General features: G+C 68.4%; 17 protein-coding genes. 5 read left to right on the top strand and 12 right to left on the bottom strand.

What is annotated here, in order from left to right:
- Positions 1-12 precede the first annotated feature (12 nt).
- From ACSVDM_RS22530 to ACSVDM_RS22510, 5 genes are all read right to left on the bottom strand, one after another.
- A complete protein-coding gene (locus ACSVDM_RS22530) occupies positions 13-1,236 on the bottom strand; it encodes a peptidoglycan DD-metalloendopeptidase family protein (protein WP_439267597.1) in 1,224 nt (407 codons plus the stop codon).
- Between the two features lie 22 nt (positions 1,237-1,258).
- Complete coding sequence (locus tag ACSVDM_RS22525) at positions 1,259-3,223, bottom strand: trypsin-like peptidase domain-containing protein (RefSeq protein WP_439267595.1); 1,965 nt, start codon at positions 3,221-3,223, stop codon at positions 1,259-1,261.
- Positions 3,224-3,328: 105 nt separating this feature from the next.
- Positions 3,329-4,108 carry a M12 family metallopeptidase gene (locus ACSVDM_RS22520; protein ID WP_439267593.1) on the bottom strand — a complete coding sequence of 260 codons (780 nt, stop codon included), beginning with the start codon at positions 4,106-4,108 and terminating at the stop codon, positions 3,329-3,331.
- A 98-nt stretch (positions 4,109-4,206) separates the two neighbouring features.
- The gene (locus ACSVDM_RS22515; RefSeq protein ID WP_067489596.1) at positions 4,207-4,782 is read right to left on the bottom strand and encodes a TerD family protein; all 576 of its coding nucleotides are present in this window, start codon (positions 4,780-4,782) and stop codon (positions 4,207-4,209) included.
- A 132-nt stretch (positions 4,783-4,914) separates the two neighbouring features.
- On the bottom strand, positions 4,915-5,598 hold the full coding sequence (locus ACSVDM_RS22510; RefSeq protein ID WP_439267591.1) for a PAS and ANTAR domain-containing protein: 684 nt from the start codon (positions 5,596-5,598) through the stop codon (positions 4,915-4,917).
- A gap of 116 nt (positions 5,599-5,714) precedes the next feature.
- Between ACSVDM_RS22510 and ACSVDM_RS22505 the strand changes: the two genes are divergently transcribed.
- Together ACSVDM_RS22505 and ACSVDM_RS22500 are read left to right on the top strand one after the other, a co-directional pair.
- On the top strand, positions 5,715-7,079 hold the full coding sequence (locus ACSVDM_RS22505; protein ID WP_439267589.1) for an MFS transporter: 1,365 nt from the start codon (positions 5,715-5,717) through the stop codon (positions 7,077-7,079).
- A gap of 113 nt (positions 7,080-7,192) precedes the next feature.
- The gene (locus ACSVDM_RS22500; protein WP_067638648.1) at positions 7,193-8,077 is read left to right on the top strand and encodes a bile acid:sodium symporter family protein; all 885 of its coding nucleotides are present in this window, start codon (positions 7,193-7,195) and stop codon (positions 8,075-8,077) included.
- On the opposite strand, the gene ACSVDM_RS22495 is transcribed toward ACSVDM_RS22500, so the two are convergent.
- The 4 genes from ACSVDM_RS22495 to ACSVDM_RS22480 all read right to left on the bottom strand — a co-directional run bounded on the left by ACSVDM_RS22495 (position 8,078) and on the right by ACSVDM_RS22480 (position 13,576).
- Entirely contained in the window at positions 8,078-9,556 is a 1,479-nt protein-coding gene (locus ACSVDM_RS22495; RefSeq protein ID WP_439267587.1) for a sensor histidine kinase, read from the bottom strand.
- Positions 9,553-10,254 carry a response regulator transcription factor gene (locus tag ACSVDM_RS22490; RefSeq protein WP_439267585.1) on the bottom strand — a complete coding sequence of 234 codons (702 nt, stop codon included), beginning with the start codon at positions 10,252-10,254 and terminating at the stop codon, positions 9,553-9,555. Before ACSVDM_RS22490 ends, ACSVDM_RS22495 begins: the two co-directional genes overlap by 4 nt.
- Positions 10,255-10,322: 68 nt before the next feature.
- On the bottom strand, positions 10,323-12,353 hold the full coding sequence (locus ACSVDM_RS22485; protein ID WP_439267583.1) for a glycosyltransferase family 39 protein: 2,031 nt from the start codon (positions 12,351-12,353) through the stop codon (positions 10,323-10,325).
- Positions 12,350-13,576, bottom strand: coding sequence for a glycosyltransferase (locus tag ACSVDM_RS22480; RefSeq protein ID WP_439267581.1), 1,227 nt, complete (start codon positions 13,574-13,576; stop codon positions 12,350-12,352). Before ACSVDM_RS22480 ends, ACSVDM_RS22485 begins: the two co-directional genes overlap by 4 nt.
- 208 nt (positions 13,577-13,784) lie before the next feature.
- On the opposite strand from ACSVDM_RS22480, the gene ACSVDM_RS22475 reads away from it, so the two are divergent.
- On the top strand, positions 13,785-14,045 hold the full coding sequence (locus ACSVDM_RS22475) for a hypothetical protein (protein WP_181697118.1): 261 nt from the start codon (positions 13,785-13,787) through the stop codon (positions 14,043-14,045).
- 4 nt (positions 14,046-14,049) lie between these two features.
- Here the strand turns inward: ACSVDM_RS22475 and ACSVDM_RS22470 are convergent, their stop codons facing one another.
- From ACSVDM_RS22470 to ACSVDM_RS22460, 3 genes are all read right to left on the bottom strand, one after another.
- Complete coding sequence (locus ACSVDM_RS22470) at positions 14,050-14,670, bottom strand: hypothetical protein (RefSeq protein ID WP_439267579.1); 621 nt, start codon at positions 14,668-14,670, stop codon at positions 14,050-14,052.
- 142 nt (positions 14,671-14,812) lie between these two features.
- On the bottom strand, positions 14,813-15,151 hold the full coding sequence (locus tag ACSVDM_RS22465; protein WP_439267577.1) for an LGFP repeat-containing protein: 339 nt from the start codon (positions 15,149-15,151) through the stop codon (positions 14,813-14,815).
- Between the two features lie 170 nt (positions 15,152-15,321).
- Complete coding sequence (locus ACSVDM_RS22460; protein ID WP_439267575.1) at positions 15,322-15,465, bottom strand: hypothetical protein; 144 nt, start codon at positions 15,463-15,465, stop codon at positions 15,322-15,324.
- Positions 15,466-15,679: 214 nt separating this feature from the next.
- On the opposite strand from ACSVDM_RS22460, the gene ACSVDM_RS22455 reads away from it, so the two are divergent.
- The gene (locus ACSVDM_RS22455; RefSeq protein ID WP_439267573.1) at positions 15,680-16,864 is read left to right on the top strand and encodes a glycoside hydrolase family 76 protein; all 1,185 of its coding nucleotides are present in this window, start codon (positions 15,680-15,682) and stop codon (positions 16,862-16,864) included.
- Positions 16,865-16,911: 47 nt separating this feature from the next.
- The gene (locus ACSVDM_RS22450) at positions 16,912-18,183 is read left to right on the top strand and encodes a tetratricopeptide repeat protein (protein ID WP_439267571.1); all 1,272 of its coding nucleotides are present in this window, start codon (positions 16,912-16,914) and stop codon (positions 18,181-18,183) included.
- Position 18,184 lies beyond the last annotated feature (1 nt).

Below are 18,184 nucleotides of genomic sequence, written 5' to 3'. Positions count from 1 at the left end.
CAGACCCGTGCGCTAGCCGACCGGCACGGATTCGGCGGGCCCGGCCCTCATACCCTCGCCCGGCGCCGATCCGTCCTGGGAGAAAGTCACCGTCACCACCGACCCCGGCTCGGAAGTCTCGAGCGCGAGAAAGGTCTGGTACAGGTCGACGCCGACATACTGGCCGCCGGGCGCACCACCGATGATCTCCACCAGCGCGAGATGCAGATGCGGCGGAATTCCGCCGAATCCGAGCACCGTGCCGAGGAAGTCGCCGCGCGATACCGTCGAACCCACTCCGAGTCCCGCAGGCACATCGGTGAGATGGGTATAGAAGCAGCCCATCATGTCGTTGGGTGCGCGCAGGAAAATCTGTGCGCCGTAGACCTTTCCGCTGTCGGTGGCGGCGTCGTGCGGGGTGAAGCGGGTGATGTGGCCGTCGAACGCGGCGAACACCGGCGTGCCCGCCAGACCACCGAGATCCATGCCGTACTCGATGTACCAGTGCGGCCCCTGGTGCCCGCCCTGATGGGGGCCGCCGTGCGCCTGGGTGTACCCGGAGGGGTCGACGGGTGCGGAGATGTCGACGGTGAACGCCCCGCGCGCAACCGCACGCGGACGCCGGACCCGCCGGGACGCGGGCAGCTCGGCGACGATCTCGGGCGGCACCTCCTCCGAATCCCAGGCCAGGCTGGCACCGGGCACCGCGCCCTCGATCTCCTGGATCTTGTCCTGCACCACCCGCATCTGGTCGTCGTCGAGATCACCGAGGCGCGTGCCGACGGAGATGCCGAGCGCGTTCGCGACCGCATGGGCGTAGGTGGCGGGATCGTTGCCGTCGGAGGCGGGGGCGTAGCGGGCGAACCCGTCGAGGATCGACAGATCGCGATACGACGCCGATCGCAGCAGCTGCGCGATCGCGAAATAGCCGGCGCCCCACGAGGGGAAGACCAGGAAATTGTGCCAGTTGAACTTGCCGGGATACTGACCGTAGTCGGGGCCGCCCGGCACGCCGGTGATATTGCCGGGATTGTTGTTCAGCCAGGCGAAACTGCCCTCGTGATTGCGCATATGTGGTCGGCCACGGGCGATTTCGTCGGCATGGATCACGTAGTGGAAGATCTCCTTGCCGTGCCCGCCGTAGTCGGTGGGATCGTGTGGGTTCGTGCCGGGAAACCATTGCGCCCGTGGAATGTTCTTGTCGGTCGATATCCGGCCGTTCCAGTACCAGACGTGGTCGCCGAGTTCGAGTGTCATGGTGCACCTGCCTTCGTGGGATTTATGCGGACAGCGCGCCACCGATGGTGGCGGCGACGGCGGCGTGCGCGAGATATTCGGCGATGTCGTGCGCGCGTTCCTTCGGGTTCTCGACCGGAATCTCACGCAGCCCGGCACCCCAGGCCTGGCTCAGCGGGCAGCCGATGGCGATGGGGTCACCCGCGTACCAGGTGTTGAGCCACTCACCGACGCGCTCGGGCCGGTTCGCCCCACCGGTGAGCAGTTTGCGGTACACCCCGTCGAGACCGAGCGGGCTGCCCGCGGTGACCAGCATGCGCACTGTCACTTCCTGGGGCAGCTGGGTGAGCAGATCGAGGGCGACCACGGTGCCGAGGCTGTGGCTCACCAGGATCAGCTCGCCGCCGCTCGGCACGTCGGCCACCACCGCGTCGAGCACGCCCTTACGGACCCGTTCGTCGTCGAGGTAGGCGGCGACGTCCTTGAAGATGGCGCCGATGAGAGCCGAATCGAGTCCGCTGCGGGCGGCGATCCAGCCGAGCTGGTCGTGCAAGCGGTCCAGCAGCACCGCACCGAAACCGCCGAACAGTTCGCGGGTCTGCGGGTCGGCGGGCAGGTCGGTCGGCATGCCCGCCCGGTGGGCGGCCTCGGCCACCAGGTCTTCGTAGAGGGCGGGGCCGGTGTCGACGGCTTCGCGGGTATCCATGCTTTCGACGAGGCGGTCACCGTAGAACGGGAAGTAGACGTCGGCGGGGTCGATCGGGCCGAGGCCGGCCAGAGTGAGCCCCTTGTTCAAGCCCGCGGTCCAGGTGCGGCGCAGTTCGGCCGGGTCACGCCCCTGCTGACCGCGGCCGTGCAGGAACAGCACGCTGCGGCCGCCCGCGCCGACCGGTCGTCCGCGCAGCCCACGCACGGTGCTCTCTCTTACCGGAACAGGCTGTGGCACAACCTTTGTCGTGGTCTCGACGACAGGCAGGGCCGCAGTGGGGCCGAGCTCGTCGAGGAGGGCGCGCTGGGCTGGATCGAAGCTGCGTGAGCCCAGGTCGCGCAGCAGCACGCTCACCCGGGTGCCCTCGTTGGCGATCCACTCGATGGCGTCGTCACCGTCACCGCGCTGCCACAGCTTGCCGTCCTTGCGCAGCACTCGGCCCTTGTCGTCCTTCTTCGGCACCCCGGCGTGATGCAGGGCGACGATCTCCCACTGGTCGTTGAAGACCGGCGAACCGGAGTTACCCGGTTCGGTGTCGGAGTGGTAGTGCAGGAAATGCTCGAGCTGCAGGTCGAGTCGGTTGTCCCGGATCGAGATCTCCTTGAGCCTGCCCGACGGATGCCCGACGACGTTCATCGCCTCACCGATCACGATCTTGCCCGGCTCGGCGATCAACTTGTTCCAGCCGAACTCCCCACCCGCGAACGAACCGTCGGCGTTCGGCGCGACCCGCACCAGGGTGTAGTCCAGGTGCTCACTCGTGACGAACAGATCCTCGGGCGCCAGCCGGTAGTGCACCGTCGGGCCGGGCACGTTGTTCACCGTCACCTCGGCCCCGAACTCGACCACCACCGACGCGGCATCCGCCACCGTGGGTAGCACGTGGTTGTTGGTGAGCAACAGCTGCGGCGACACCATCGACCCGGTGCCGATGGGGATCTGGCGGCCGTTGTCGTTCAGCGAGATCCGGGCGACCGCCTGCGCCGCGCGGGCACCACGAGTCAGGAAGTTCACCGCCTGCAACTCGTTGGCGAAGCCGATCACCCGCTCGAGGGAGCCGATGCTGTCGACGGGGTCGTGCCTGCCCAGCTCGATCACCGCGGTGGCGGGCACCTCCCCGGTGACGAGCAATCGGTCGGCGCGGGCAACGATCTGCTCTTTCGTGTCGACGACCACCGACTCGGTGGCGGCACGTCTGCGCTCCACCTCTTCGCGTTGCTCGGCAGTGTCGGCGAACCGCCGCGATGCGGCGTCCATCTGTTCGCGCCATGCGTCGGTGCGTTCGCTCTCGGTATCCATGGGGGTCACCTCGCCCGGGGAGTGTGTGCTGGTGTTGTCAGCGTGGGCGCCGAAGGTGGTGATGGACACGAGTAGTGCACCACTCGAATTCCGCGCGCCTGCGGCTCAGCCGGGATAGATGGCGTGGACGGCCGCGACGTCGCCCGGTGAAAGCGCGGTGCGCTGGCCCATACCGGTTCCGGGCGGCAACGGCACGCGCGCGACGATGGTCGGGCTGCCGTCGACGCTGAAAGCCGTTGGGGGGTAATGCATGATGGAGCCGAAGTCATAGCCGCCGACATCGTCACCGTCGGTGATGTGCTGGGCGAAATTGTGGCGGTGCGCGGGGTCGACATGCGTGAGGCGCACCTCGACGAAGGCGTCGCGGTCCTGTCGGCTCTGTTCGTGCCAGAGCCCGAGCGCGTGGGCCATCTCGTGCACGACGGTGCCCACCGGCGCCGTGTCGGCGAGCTCGATCGTCTGCCGACCGCCCTGCCTGCCCACCGCGGACCGGCTCGCGGTGCTCGGGACGAATCGTACGAAGTCCGGGTGCTGCGCGGTGCGTGGGACGAAGCGGATCCTGGTTCGCTCGTGCCACTGCGCGACCGCGTTGTGCACGCGGTGCGGGGCGGGCAGACCCGGATCGATCTCGAATGGCACCACCGCGCCCGGCCAGCGGAAGAATCCGCCGGTGACGACGATGCCTTCGAGTCTGCGGCGTTCATCGATCTCGGCGAGGGTGCCGAGAACGATGTCGCCCTCGAAGACGGCCAGCTCATCGACCGCGGCGTAGCGCAGTTCGCGCACACCGTGTGCGACACTGCCGATCGGGGTGGCGCCTGCCTCCGGGCCCGAGCGGAATTCGCCGGTGGCCTCGGTATGGGTGAAAGAGTTCTCGATGGTCATGCGCTTCAGCGTGCGGCGGCGACACCACCTGCGCGCGCGTAGCGCACTACCCGATCAACCGCCCGGGGCCGCGCCGTGCGGCCCCGGTGCGGGAGGAATCAGAGGTTGACGCCGAAATCGCGGGCGATGCCCTCGAGGCCGGAGGCGTAGCCCTGGCCGATGGCGCGGAACTTCCATTCGGCGCCGTTGCGGTACAGCTCACCGAAGACCATGGCGGTTTCGGTCGAGGCGTCTTCGGACAGGTCGTAGCGGGCCAGTTCCTCGCCGTTGGCCTGGTCGACTACGCGGATGTAGGCGTTGCGGACCTGGCCGAAGGACTGGTTGCGGGTGAGGCCGTCGTAGATCGAGACCGGGAAGACGATGCTCTCGATGGTCGGCGGGGTGTTGGCCAGGTCGACGTTGACGACCTCGTCATCGCCCTCGCCCTCACCGGTGCGGTTGTCACCGATGTGCTCGATCGCGCCTTCGGGGGACTTCAGGTTATTGAAGAACACGAAGTGCTTGTCGGACACGACCTTCTTGTCGGCGCCGAGCGCGATGGCGCTGGCGTCGAGGTCGAAGTCCGTGCCGGTGGTGGTCCGCAGATCCCAGCCGAGACCGACCGCCACGGCGGTGAGGTTCGGCGCCGCCTTGGTCAGCGAGACGTTGCCACCCTTGGACAAACTGACACCCATACCGATTACTCCCATCGATCAACGCGGCACAGAGGGCGCCGACGATTCGCACACTAGCACTGCGTGGCGACGCGGCGACGGCTCGCCGGGAACCCGAAAAAGTCTGGTATACAGCCGGATTCCGCTACCGGATCAGGCCTGATCGACCCGTTCGTGCGCGGTCAGCAGCAGGTGGTCGAAACGCGTCCGGCAACCGGGCACCTGGGGTTCGAGGCCGCGGGCGTCTTCGACCAGCTGGGCTGCGAGGTCGCGGAGTTTGGTATTCGTCTCCTGGGAGCGCCAGCGCAGCACTTTGAACGCCTGGTCGGGGCCGACGCCGTACATGAGGACGAGTACACCCTTGGCCTGTTCGATGGCGGCGCGCGCCTCGATCAGTTCGGGCAGGGTCTCGTCGAGGGTCTCCTTGCGTTCCTCTTCCAGACGCTGGGTGACGTCGATGTAGTAGCCGGTGGTGCCGATCACCGTGCCGTCGTCGTCGGTGAGGTGGTCGCCGACGATGATCACCTCGTGCTCCGCGCCCCGGGTGTCGATGATGCGGTGCCTGCCGCAGACCGGTTCGCCCGCGTCGATGGCGCAGGTGATCGCGGTGCCGAGATCCTGCTGGTCGTCGGGGTGCTTGTGGGACAGCAGCAGCTCGGTGGTCGGCTCCACCTCTCCGGGGCCGTAGCCGTAGATCTCGGCGAGCTCGTCGGACCATTCCCAGCGCCCGTCGGCAAACCAGAACTGGAACGAACCGATGCCCGAGCAGGCCTCGGCGCCGATCACCTGGCTGATCGCGGTGACCGCGTCCGGTGCTGATTCTTCACTCAACGTCACCTGCGAAGTATCCCCTATCGCACCCGGTCAGGGAGCTATCGGGCTCGAATCCACAGATTCGATACCTGTACCCCCTAGGGGTTTACTTTCGGGTCCCGAAGTCGTACCTTCAGAGCATGATCACCTCGCTGTTCGCCAACCGCGACTATCTCCGGCTGTTCACCGCCCAGATGACGGCGCTGTTCGGCACCGGGTTGACCACGGTCGCACTGGGTCTGCTCGCCTACGAACTGGCGGGCGCCGACGCAGGCGCCGTGCTCGGCACCGCGCTCACCATCAAGATGCTGGTGTACGTCACCGTCGCCCCGATCGTCGCGGCCTATGCCGATCGGTTCCCGCGCAGGCTCTTCCTCGTCTCGCTCAACGCGGTGCGCGGTGCCGTGGTGCTCGCGCTGCCCTTCATCGACCAGATCTGGCACATCTACGTACTCATCGCCGTGCTGCAGACCGCCTCGGCGGCCTTCACTCCCACGTATCAGGCGGTGATCCCCGACATCCTGCCCGACGAACGCGACTACACCCGGGCGCTGTCGGCGGCCCAGCTGGCCGCGACCATGGAGACGCTGCTGAGCCCGATGCTCGCGGCGGCGGCACTCACCCTGATCAGCTTCCACTGGCTGTTCGTCGGCACCGCCATCGGCTTCGTGGTCTCGGCCGTCCTCGTGGTGTCCACCAGGATTCCCGACGCGGGGGCGACCACCGGTGGCAGTTTCCGGCAGCGGATCGCGGTGGGGATGCGGATCTTCGCCGCGACACCTCGGCTGCGTGGGCTGCTCGGGTTGAACCTGGTGGTCGCGGCGGCGGGGTCGGTCATCATGGTCAACACCGTCAACTATGTGCGCGACACGCTCGGCGGTTCGCAGACCGGTGTCGCGATCCTGCTGGCCGCCAACGGTTTCGGCACCATGGTGGTTGCGCTGTCGTTGCCGCGGGTGCTCGACCGGGTCGGTCCCCGGCCGGTGATGCTGAGCGGTGCGGCCACCCTGATGACCGGGCTCGGCGGGGCCGTCGCGCTGTCGAACGCCGCGGCGGGACAGTGGCGCTGGATCGCGGCGGGCGCCGTGTGGGCCGTGATCGGGGCGGGCACTGCCGCCGTCCTGACCCCGACCGGGCAGATTCTGCGGCGGTCCTCGCAACCGGCCGACCGGGCCGCGTTGTTCGCCGCGCAGTTCTCGCTGTCGCACCTGGCGTGGTTGCTCACCTATCCGATCGCGGGATGGCTCACCACCGCAGCCGGTTTCACGACCACCTGGTTGGTGCTGCTCGGGCTGGCCGCCCTCGGTACCACGGTCGCGCTGCGGTCCTGGCCCCGCCACGACCCGGCCGAGATCACCCACCTGCACGAGATCGGAACCATCGACCCCGCGCGCCTGGCCGACGCCGTTCGCATCACCGATCGGCTCTACCAGCACACCCATCTCTACGTCATCGACGCAGCACATCAACGGTGGCCGCGCGACTCCCACGCCCTCGCCGCCTGAGGCTGCTGACGAGTTTTCGCCACATCGCTGCCCGGACCCGGGTTCGCTCCAACAGCGGTGTGGCGAAAGCTGTTGCCGCATAAGGTGGGGGTTTCCGCGACGATCGGTGGTGCATGAACTCCTCGTTTCTTTCCACGGCTCTGCCGCCGGCGCTGGCCGTCATCATGTTCGGGCTCGGCCTGTCGCTGACCGGGGCCGATTTCACGCGGGTCGCGCGGGCGCCGAAGGCCGTCGCGGTGGCCCTGGTGTGTCAGGTGATCGTGTTGCCCGCGGTGGCGTTCGGGTTGGTGATGCTGTTCGACCTCGAGCCGTTGCTCGCGGTGGGGATGATGCTGCTCGCCGCCTCGCCGGGCGGAGCGACCGCGAATCTGTTCAGTCACCTGTTCCGTGGTGACGTGGCACTGAATGTGACGCTCACCGCGGTCAATTCGATGCTGTGTGTGGTGACCGTCCCACTGGTCACGAACCTGGCCGTCCACCAGTTCGCCGAGAACGAGACGGGCCAGTTGGGGCTGCAGTTCGGCAAGACCGTGCAGGTGATCGCGATCGTGCTGATTCCGGTCCTGATCGGTATGCAGGTGCGGCGGCGGGCGCCGGGGTTCGCGGCCCGGATGGACCTGCCGGTGCGCATCGCGTCGGTGCTGATTCTCGCGGTGATCGTGGCGGTCACCATGATCGCGGACCGGGCGGCGATCGGCGGCTACTTCCTCGATGTCGGCGCGATCACCATGGTGTTCTGCGTCATCAGCCTCACCACCGGTTACCTGGTGCCGCTCGCGTTCGGGGTGAGCCCGCCGCAGGCGATCGCGTCGTCGATGGAGGTCGGCGTGCACAACAGCGCGATCGCCATCACCCTGGCGATCACCGTCCTCGACAGTGCGCGCATCGCGGTGCCCGCCGCCGTGTACGCCGTGCTCATGACGCCCCTGGCCACGCTGTTCGGCGCGCTCGTCAGCCGTCGGGCGGTGCACCGGGAGCCTGCGCCGGTCACGGCGTAGTCAGCGCATGTCGCGGGGCAGCACCACGGTGAACGTGGCGCCCCGACCGGACGTGCTTTCGACACCGACGCGCCCACCGTGGGCCGCCACCAGCGCCGCGACGATCGACAGCCCGAGACCTGAGCCCCCGCTGGACCGTGTGCGCGAGTCGTCGGTGCGATAGAACCGTTCGAACACGCGCGACGCGGCCTCGGCCGGCAGCCCGGGCCCCTCGTCGACGACGTCGATGGCGACCTCGTCGTCACCGGGGCGCAGACGCACGGTGACCGGGGTTCCGGGCGGAGTATGCGTGAGCGCATTGCCCAGCAGGTTCGCCATGACCTGTCGCAGTCTTGCCTCGTCCCCGATCACGACCATGGCTCCGTCACCGACGACTTCCAGTTCGATCGCGCGGGCGACGGGCTGTCCGGCGTCGCGGGCGTGGGCATCGCCCACCGCGTCGCGCGCCAGGGCGAGCAGGTCGACGGGCGCCCGCTCGAGGGGCCGGTTGGCGTCGAGATCGGCCAGCATCAGCAGGTCACCGACCAGGCCACCCATCCGGATGGACTCGGCCTCGATCCGGCCGAACAGGGTCTCGGGGTCGGTGCGGTGCCCGTGCCGGTACAGCTCGGCGAATCCCCGGATGGTGGTGAGCGGGGTGCGCAATTCGTGGCTGGCGTCGGCGACGAACTCACGCATCCTCGCCTCGGAACGCCGCGCCGCCGCCTCGGAGGCCTCGGTCGCGGCGACGCCGTCCTGGATCCGGGTGAGCATCACGTTCAGTGAGCGGGCGAGATGATCGACCTCGGTGTCGACACCGCGCACCGGAACACGGCGGTGCAGATCACCGTCGGCGATGGCGGCCGCTGTCTCCTCCACCGCACGCAACGGGCGAAGGCTCCACTGCACCACCAGATAGCCGACGACGCCGAGCAGCAGCAACGCGGCGACGCCCGCGACGACCTGCACCAGAAGCAGGCCCGTGATCGTCTGCCGGGTTTCCGACAGCGACAGCCCGACAGTGACCGAGCCGTGGCCGTTCGTGGTGGTCAGCACCCGCCAGTCGGTGTCGGGACCGCTGCGGGAGCCCACCGTGCGCGGGCCCCGCGCGTCACCGGTGACGTCCGGCAGTCCGGACGAGCCGTCGGTGGCGCCGGGCGACTCGAGATAGACCTCGCCGTCGGGCCCGGTGCGGATCTCGGCGAACCGGCGCGGCTGCTCCCCTTCCATCGGCACGACATCCGGTGCGTCGGCGGGCACCCAGCGTGTGTTGCCCGCCGAGTCGGTGACCTGCTTCATCGCTCTCGGTTGCGCCCAGGTTCGCGCGGCATCGATCAGCTGTTCGTCGACCCGGTCGGTGAGCGAGTTCGACATCACCGAGGTGACCACCACCCCCACCGCGGTGAGCACCACCGTCGCGAGCGCGAGCAGCACGACCACCAGGCCGACACGCAGCGGCACAGCGGCGAAACGCCGTGCGACCCGAGCCGAGACGCTCACCTCGGTTCCCGCAGCACGTATCCGACGCTGCGCAGCGTATGGATGAGTTTGGGTTCGGTGGTGTCGATCTTGCGCCGCAGATACGACACATACGACTCGACGATGTTCGCGTCACCGCCGAAGTCGTAGTGCCACACGTGGTCCAGGATCATCGGCTTGCTCAGCACCTTGCCCACGTTCACCATGAAGTAGCGCAGGAGCGTGAATTCGGTCGGCGACAAGCTCACCGGCTCCCCCGCCTTCCACACTTCGTGGCTCTCGTCGTCGAGCTCGATGTCGGCGACGCGCAACCGGGGATTCCGTTGCGGAGCGACCGTGCCCGCACGGCGCAGGATCACCCGGATGCGGGCGATCACCTCCTCGAGACTGAACGGTTTGGTCACGTAGTCGTCGGCGCCGAGACCGAGACCGGTCAGTTTGGCCTCGGTCTGGTCGCGGGCGGTCAGGAACAGCACGGGTGCCTGGACGCCGTCGGCACGCAACCTGCGCAGCAGGGTGAAGCCGTCCATGCCCGGCATCATCACGTCCACGACCAGGGCATCGGGGCGGAAGCGGCGTGCGGTGTCGAGCGCGGCCGCACCGTCAGCGGCCGTCGCCACCTCGAAACCCTGGAATCGCAGGCTGGTGCTCAGCAGCTCGACGATCATCGGCTCGTCGTCGACGACGAGGATGCGGGCTTCGGGTGGTTCGGCGGTCATGGATTCAGCATGGCTGGCTCACCGCACACGGACCTGGAAGGAAACTGGGCGTTTCCTGTGAACGCCGTTCAGCTGGTCAGGTCGTAGACGGTGACGCCGTCGACTTGCACGGCGGTGAAGTTCGCCGCGACCCAGGTGGCGATCGCATCGTCGCCCCGCGCCCCTGGACCGCCGCCCGCGATGAAGTAGTGGATCCGGCCGTCGGCCACGTACTGCTGGAACTGAGCGAGCGTCGGGAACGGGTCGCTGCCGTTGAACCCGCCCAGCGACATCACCGGCAGTTCGGTGGCCAGTTGGTAGGTGGCGGCCGAGTTCGAGCCGGTGGCGGCCGCGATCCAGGTGTAGTCGACCGCGTCGTCGGTGAGCAGCGCGATCATCTTGTCGCTCACCTGGTTCGCGCCGCCGAGGAAGCCGCCGCCGGCGCCGCCGTTCGGCCCACCACTTCCACCAGCACCCCCGTCGGGCGCAGTTGTCTCGGCCGTCCCGCTCGGCGCACCGCCCCGACCGGAACCGTTGCCGGGAGCTCCACCCGCGGGCACTGTGCCGCCCATCGGCGCGTTGTCGCGACCTCCCATTCCGCCTCGCCCGTCCGGCATTTCGCCACCGGGTCCTGGCATACCCCGTCCGCCCCGGACTTCCGGGCCCGCGCTGGGAATGGACCCTGCATTGACCGAGGCGACGGTCTCGGCGGTGTAGGCGGCGGGCCCGCTCAGTGCGACGGTCCCGGCGAGCAGCGCCGCGAACGCCGACCGTTTCGGTGCGGGTGGCAACAGCAGCAAGAGCGCCGCGCCGAGCCCGCCGACCAGAGTCACCCATCGCAGCCAGGGCACGAAATCGCTGGTGCGCGAGAGCAATACCCAGGCCGTGGCCGTGGTCACGCCCATCGTCGCGGCGGCGCATATGCGAGCCGTCATCCGGTCGCGATGCTGCCAGAGCAGGACCGCGCCGAGCGCGGTGAGCGCGGCGACCGCAGGCGCGAGGGCGACCGTGTAGTACTGGTGGAAGATCCCCTTCATGAAGCTGAAGACCAGACCGGTCACGAGCAGCCAACCGCCCCACAGCATTACCGATGCCCGTCGCAGATCGGTGCGCGGTACACGGCCGTAGAAGACCAGTGCCACGATGGCGAGAATCAGTGCGGCAGGCAGCAGCCACGCGATCTGCCCGCCCTGAGCGGAGTCGAACAAGCGGGTGATGCCGGTCTGCCCCCACATTCCGTTGCCACCGGCGGGAAGTTCACCACCGGGACCGACGCTGCCCGTCTCGTCACCGCTGAGCCGACCGAGGCCGTTGTAGCCGAGGGTCAGCTCGATGATCGAATTGTTCTGGGAGCCACCGAAATACGGTCTCGAGCCGACCGGCCACAGCTGCGCGATCAGCACCCACCAACCCGCACCCACCACCATCGCCGCACCGGCGGCGAACAGTTGCAGCAGCCGGGTGCCCAGCTTCGGCGGCCCCGCGAACAGGTACACCAGGGCCAGCGCCGGGAGAACGAGCAACACCTGCAGCTGCTTGGCCAGGAAGCCGAATCCCATGAACAGCCCGCACAGCACCAGCCAGCGCCAACGCCCGGATTCGGTGGCCCGCAACATGGCCCAGACCGCGGCGATCATCAGGAACACCAGCAGTGCGTCGGGGTTGTTGAAGCGGAACATCAACGCGGCCACCGGAGTCAGGGCAAGGGCGAGACCGGCGAGCAGACCGGCTGCCGCACCGTGGTAGCGGCGAACCGTCGCCCACAACAGCGCCACCGACGCGAGGCCGAGCAGCACCTGTGGTGCCAGCATGCTCCAGCTGCTGAATCCGAATATTCGCGCCGACAATTCCATCGGCCACAGTGCGGCCGGTGTCTTGTCGACCGTGATCGCGTTCGCCGCGTCCGACGATCCGAAGAAGAACGCCTTCCACGACACGGAGCCGGCCTGCACGGCGGCCGCGTAGAACGAGTTGGCCCAGCCGTTGGCGGTCAGGTTGCACAGGTAGGCCGCCGCGGTACCGATCAGCAGCACGGCTAGAGCCGGAAATTCCCATCGTGGTCGGGTCAGCGGGGTGTCGGCTACCGGTTCGGCCGCCGGCTTCGTCATCAGCGCGGTCATCGGCGATCACCCGCACCACGAAACACCCAGCGGAGCCCGACGAAACGCGCAAGCGTGGCAACGCAATTCGCGACGACAAGTACAGCCAGCTCGACCTGGACCGACGCGCCCGCCGCCCACCGATGCAGCGCGAACAACGACCCGCTGGTGATCAGCAGACCGAACAGGAAGATCAGTAGTCCCTGAACATGGTGCGCCGCAAGTCTTTCCGGGCCACGGATGCCGAAGGTGAAGGCGCGGTTGGTCGCGGTGTTCGCCACCGCCGTCACCAGCAGGGCGAGAAGATTCGCCGCCTGCGCGCCGACGGCCGGTTGCATCAGCAGGTACAGCACCCCATAGGCCAGCGTCGACAGCACACCGACAACGGCGAAACGCACCAACTGCCCGACCATGCCCACCGGCACACCAGGGACCAGCGGTTCTCGCCCGATCGCGGCCCGCAGCTCTGCGACCGGCAGGCGCCCGCTCACCATCTCCCGGCCGACCCGCCACATCCCCAGCAGATCCTTGCGCGCGGTGTCGACGATGTCGACGCGGCTGTCGGGATCATCGATCCAGTCGACGGGCACCTCGTGGATGCGCAGCCCCGCCCGCTCGGCCAGCACGAGCACCTCGGTGTCGAAGAACCACTCGCGATCGCGTACCAATGGCAGCAGCTCGCGGGCCACCTCGGTACGCATCGCCTTGAAGCCGCATTGAGCATCCGAGAACCGCACCTGCAGGCAGGTGCGCAGCAGCAGGTTGTAGCTGCGCGAGATCAGCTCCCGTTTGGGCCCGCGCACCACCCGCGCCGACGTGGCGAGCCGGGAACCGATCGCGATATCGGAATGCCCCGACATCAGCGGCGCGACGAGCGGCAACAGGGCATTGAGATCGGTCGACAGGTCGACATCCATGTAGGCGACCACCTGGGCATCGGAGCTGCTCCACACCGAGTGCAGGGCCCGCCCCCGGCCCTTGCGGTCCAGGTGCACCACCCGCACGCCGTCGAGTTCGGCGGCCAGATGTTCGGCGATCAACAGCGTGTTGTCGGTGGAAGCGTTGTCGGCGATGGTGATGCGTGCGCTGAACGGGAACCCGTCACGCAGGAAGGCGTGCAGCCTGCGCACGCAGTCGGCCAGGTCGTTTTCCTCGTTGTGCACCGGGACGACCACGTCCACCCCGGGGGCGGTGATCACCTCGGCCACGGTTGCCGCCCAGGTGGCGGTCTCTGTGTCGGTCATGACACCGACAGTGACCGGCGAAACTGGCGCAGACCTGCGTCTGACCTGGGAGGTTCCTGGAAGCCTCGCGCCTGGGCCCGCCGAATGGCCAGGAGTGCCCGGAATCGGAGGGTTCAACCATCACGATTCGGGGTACAGAGAGCTGGATACCGCTCGCCGACCGGCGCGCGGGGCGTCAGACGGCGTTTTCACATACTGGGAGAACACAGTGCTGAAGTTGATCGAGCTCATCAGGGGAACCGGCGCGGCCGAGGACGCCGAGGGAGCACCCCGGTCCGCCGGTCACCTGCGCGCCGGTGACATCGTGCTCACCGCCAAGCGCAGCTACCGGGTGGTGAGCACCAGCTTCGCCGATGACGCGCGGCGCGCCGGTCGCGTGGTCGCCGACACCGTCGACCTGGTCACGGGGCGGCTGCGCGTCCTCGACTACCCCAGCGCCGACACGGTGGTCACGGTCAAGACCGCCTGACCGCTCACACCGGGCGGTGCCGGATTCCGCGCGTTCCGAACCCTCGGGTGTGCGCTCCCTCGGTGGGTGCGACTTCGTCCTCCACCACGCGTGCTCGATCGTCACCGACGACGCGGGTGCGCTCGGCGAAGGCGATGTCACGGGTGCTGCGCACCGACAGCCTGCCCAGCGAGCTCGCGGCGAAGAACAGGATCAGCGCGCCGAGCCCGTAGAAGAACGTCAGCTGCAACAGTGCGCGCTTGACGTCCGAGCCGGCCACGGGTTCACCCATGTCCCCGAGCCGGAACCAGGCGGCCAGGAACGGTCCGATCACGAACCACGCGCCCGCCGCGACACCGAGCCACGCGCCGAAGCTCGCGACCACCCGATTGCGGCTCATCAGCATGAGCAGGCCGCCCACGATGGCGACCACGCCGGGCAGCACCTGCAGCCAGCCGCGCGCCGTCGTCCAGACCCACGGTTCGTCCGGGGTGTAGGCGAAATCGAAGTACGGACCGATGAACGGTATGAGTGCGCCCCAGATACCGAGCAGCAGCACCGCCAGACCGCCCAGCGCGCCGCGACTGCGCGGGATGTGCAGCTTACCGCCGCGCCCGGCCGCGCCTTTCTCGTCGACATTCACCATGACGCCTCCCATCATCGACAACAGAGGTGGGTGGCGTGTACCCCGCGCCGGACCGAATACGCACGCACCGGGCATTCAGTGCCCCGGACATGCCGATGGGCACCGACCCGTCGGATCGGTGCCCACCTGTGAAGATCACACGCTAGGCGTTGATCGTCACCGCGTCGTCGGCGATCGAGTAGCTGATCGAACCGTTCTCGAAGTGGCTGATCTTGCCACCCTCGATGTCCTGCTCGTCGGAGGTCGGGTAGCCGAGACGGCCACCCGCGCCACCCTCGGCCTCCCACGCCTGACGGATCGCGCCGTAGACGGTCTTGGCTCCGGTGGGGAGGTTGAAGTAGATGACGCCGCCGGTGAACTCCTGGTACTTGCCGCCGCCCGGGGCGTCCAGTTCGGCCGAGATCGGCTCACCGAGGGGGCTCGACGCGCCACCGGCCTCGTTGTAGTGGTCGCCGATCGCTCCCGTGGCCTCGAATCCCATGAATCCAATTCCTTTCACACAGACAATCATTGGCAAAGCAGCCGCTAAGTTACCGCATCGCGGACGTTTTTGGGGAAGACTCGTGCGAAGACATGACTTCGACACGAAAAGTGCTGCCGTCGGCTACTTGTCAGCATCGTGCTCGTCACATCCTGGCTACCCCAACGACATCAACGCGCCACCGCCGCCGAACCGCACGGATACGCCGGTGTATCCGCGTGGTCGAGCTCGGTACCGCTTGATGTTTCTTCGACGCCGTGGCCTTCGAGCACCCGCACGATCAGCGGGCCGGTGGGACATCTCGTCCCTGCCACCGCACCACCGTAACCGCCGTGGCGGGAAAATGGTGAGACATCTTGCGGCTGAACATTTCTCGTGTCGCGTATCGGTACCTCCCGAGACGGGCTTTCACCGTGTTCAACCGATCGATTCGTGCGCTACCCGCGCGGTTCAGCTGCGCGCCATGCCGACGCCGGACAGCGGCGATACGGTGCCGGGCCCGGAGATGATGTCCAGCAAGGGAGTCGAGTGGAACGGCGGGGCGACGGGATCAGCCGACGCCGGGTGCTGTGGGGTGCGGGCGCGGCGGTGGCGCTCACCGCCCTGGCCCAGCCGACCAGGACGGCGGCGATCACGCGCGGTATCGCGGCGATGCCCGGGGAGTGCGGACGGCGGGCGGATCTGGCCGAGGAGGCGATCGTCGTCCGGCATGTGCGGTCGCTGTGGGGGCTGCCGCAGCGGCAGCTCGGCACGCTGGTCTGGCCCGCGTCGCTCACCGATCAGTCGTTCGGCCGCTGGTGCTATTGGTGGCAGGCCCACCTGGTCGATTGTGCGGTCGACGCCGCCCATCGCGCCCGCACAACCGAGCGGGTCGACCGGGTGGTCGCGCTGGCCCGCGGCATCCGCACCCGCAATGTCACCGGGTGGACGAACCGGTACTACGACGACATGGCGTGGTTGCTGATCGCGCTCGAACGCGCGCGACGGTTGCTCGACGTGCGGTTCGACGACGCGCTCGGCGACCTGCGCTCCGCGGTGGTGGACGACTGGAATCCGGTGCTCGGCGCGGTGCCGTGGCGCTCCGGCGACGACTTCTACAACACACCTGCGATCGGGCCCACAGGTATCGCCCTGGCTCGGCTCGGTGATCTTCCCCGCGCCGTGCGGCTCGCGGAGTTCCTGCACACCCGGCTGCGTGATGCCGCCAGCGGGCTGGTTCTCGACGGTGTGCACGAGCCGGGCGGCTCGATGGACCGCACGGTGCACACCTACTGCCAGGGTGTCGCGATCGGCCTCGATACCGAATTGTTTTTGCGGACAGGCGAACCCGTGTATCGCGAGCGAGCACGGGAGCTGGTGCGTGCCGTCGCCGAACTCCTCACCGACAACGGCGTGATCAGCGGTGCCACCGATGACGACTCCGGATTGTTCATGGGTATTCTCGCGCGCTATCTCACCGAAACCGCACTGGCGCTCGGTGATACGACCGCGGCGGGGATCGTGCATGCGTCCGCACGGGCGGCGTGGGCGCATCGCGCCGAGGTGGACGGGCTGCCTCTGTTCGGAGCGGACTGGTCCCGGCCCGTCGCCCTGCCTGCCGGGCTGAGCCGGCTCGGCGACTCGGCGGCCGAACCGCCCCAGGACCTCTCGATCCAGTTGAGCGCATGGATGCTGCTGGAAGCGGATTGCCGGTTGACAGCCGCCGGGTTCTGAGAATTCCTCAGTTGCCGCCGGCCCGCTTCTCACCCAGGATGGTGGCGATGACAATCGAATTGAACGAAGCTCGTGCGTTGCTCGCCCAGGGGGATCTCGGCGGGTCCGTGCGTTCGCTGCGGCCGGTCGCCGAGCAGCTTCCGCTCCCCGAACTCGTGACCTTCCTGATCGAGCTGGCCGACGCCGCCGAGCTGGAGCCGCTGGCGAGCAGCGCGCGGGCGGCACTCCCCGACGCCACCGATGCACGCGCGCTCACGATGCTCGGCTACGACTGTGTGGAGTACGGCCTGTCGTTCGCCGCGGTGCCGGTTCTGCACGAAGCGTTGCGGGTGGATTCCACTGTGCGCCAGGCCCTCGCGGAGCTGGTCGCCGCGCTGGAAGACGAACACCGTCATGCCGAAGCCGTCGAGGTATTGGGGCGATACGCCTCTAACCCACGCGAATGGGCGGAACACTATCTGCTGGTGTACAACTCGATCCTGGCGGGTGATCCGGCGACTGCCCGCGCCGAGTTCGCCGACCTGCCCGAACCCGACGACGACTGGGTGTTCGCCCGTGATCGGGTAAGCCGAATGCTGATTCGCGCCGATCGTGCGGCCGCCGTGAGCACCCTGGACCATCGGGATCTGCGCGGCTGGCAGTTTACCCTGACCGGCGGCTACCTGGCGACGATGTCGCCGTACGGCTTCGATGCCGGAATGACCGGGCGCTGGGCCTATCTGGGCGACAACGCCGCCCTGTGCCGATACAGCATCCACCGCGTGGCTCTCGCGCTGTCGGCGGCCGGCCGTGCGCCACGGACGGTGTCGCTGCTCCCCGATCGGGCGGACCGCATCATCGGTCTCGCCACGGCCCGCGTCCTCGATCTACCCACCCAGGAGTACGAGCCCGGCACCCCCGACACCCTCGTCGTCGCCTACGACCTGCGCACCGTCGACCCCGACCTCATCGTCACCCTGCACGAGCGCGCCCCCGGTCAGATCCTGTTCGAACACGCCACCTGCTGGACCCAGCCTCCGCCGGTCACAGCCGACATCAGCGGCCTGCTCCACCAGACCGTCATCGCGCCCTGGGCACCCACCCAGCGGGTCGGCGAGAACGGCCTCGAACCGGTCCCCGCCGACGACCGCCCCGAGTCGGAGATCGCCGCCGAGATCGCGGCCGCCGACCCCACCCCCGACGCCGGAGACGGCGAAACCCCACCCGACCTCGACCCCGCCTTCACCACCTTCGTCGCCACAACCGCCGACACCTGGCTCCTCGGCCCCCGCACCCCCGTCCGCTCCCCCGGCCCCGTGCGCAGTTCCTTCTTCGGCTGAG

The organism is Nocardia sp. JW2 (assembly GCF_051843015.1).
GTDB classification, from domain to species: domain Bacteria; phylum Actinomycetota; class Actinomycetes; order Mycobacteriales; family Mycobacteriaceae; genus Nocardia; species Nocardia coubleae.
The sequence above is the reverse complement of the archived record's forward strand: the minus strand, read 5'-3'. Positions and strand labels throughout refer to the sequence as shown.

Excerpts from the sequence above, each read along its gene's own strand:
- ACSVDM_RS22530 (WP_439267597.1), bottom strand. The coding sequence starts at position 1,236 with ATGACACTCGAACTCGGCGACCACGTCTGGTACTGGAACGGCCGGATA.
- ACSVDM_RS22525 (WP_439267595.1), bottom strand. The coding sequence starts at position 3,223 with ATGGATACCGAGAGCGAACGCACCGACGCATGGCGCGAACAGATGGAC.
- ACSVDM_RS22520 (WP_439267593.1), bottom strand. The coding sequence starts at position 4,108 with ATGACCATCGAGAACTCTTTCACCCATACCGAGGCCACCGGCGAATTC.
- ACSVDM_RS22515 (WP_067489596.1), bottom strand. The coding sequence starts at position 4,782 with ATGGGTGTCAGTTTGTCCAAGGGTGGCAACGTCTCGCTGACCAAGGCG.
- ACSVDM_RS22505 (WP_439267589.1), top strand. The coding sequence starts at position 5,715 with ATGATCACCTCGCTGTTCGCCAACCGCGACTATCTCCGGCTGTTCACC.
- ACSVDM_RS22500 (WP_067638648.1), top strand. The coding sequence starts at position 7,193 with ATGAACTCCTCGTTTCTTTCCACGGCTCTGCCGCCGGCGCTGGCCGTC.
- ACSVDM_RS22490 (WP_439267585.1), bottom strand. The coding sequence starts at position 10,254 with ATGACCGCCGAACCACCCGAAGCCCGCATCCTCGTCGTCGACGACGAG.
- ACSVDM_RS22485 (WP_439267583.1), bottom strand. The coding sequence starts at position 12,353 with ATGACCGCGCTGATGACGAAGCCGGCGGCCGAACCGGTAGCCGACACC.
- ACSVDM_RS22480 (WP_439267581.1), bottom strand. The coding sequence starts at position 13,576 with ATGACCGACACAGAGACCGCCACCTGGGCGGCAACCGTGGCCGAGGTG.
- ACSVDM_RS22470 (WP_439267579.1), bottom strand. The coding sequence starts at position 14,670 with ATGGTGAATGTCGACGAGAAAGGCGCGGCCGGGCGCGGCGGTAAGCTG.
- ACSVDM_RS22465 (WP_439267577.1), bottom strand. The coding sequence starts at position 15,151 with ATGGGATTCGAGGCCACGGGAGCGATCGGCGACCACTACAACGAGGCC.
- ACSVDM_RS22450 (WP_439267571.1), top strand. The coding sequence starts at position 16,912 with ATGACAATCGAATTGAACGAAGCTCGTGCGTTGCTCGCCCAGGGGGAT.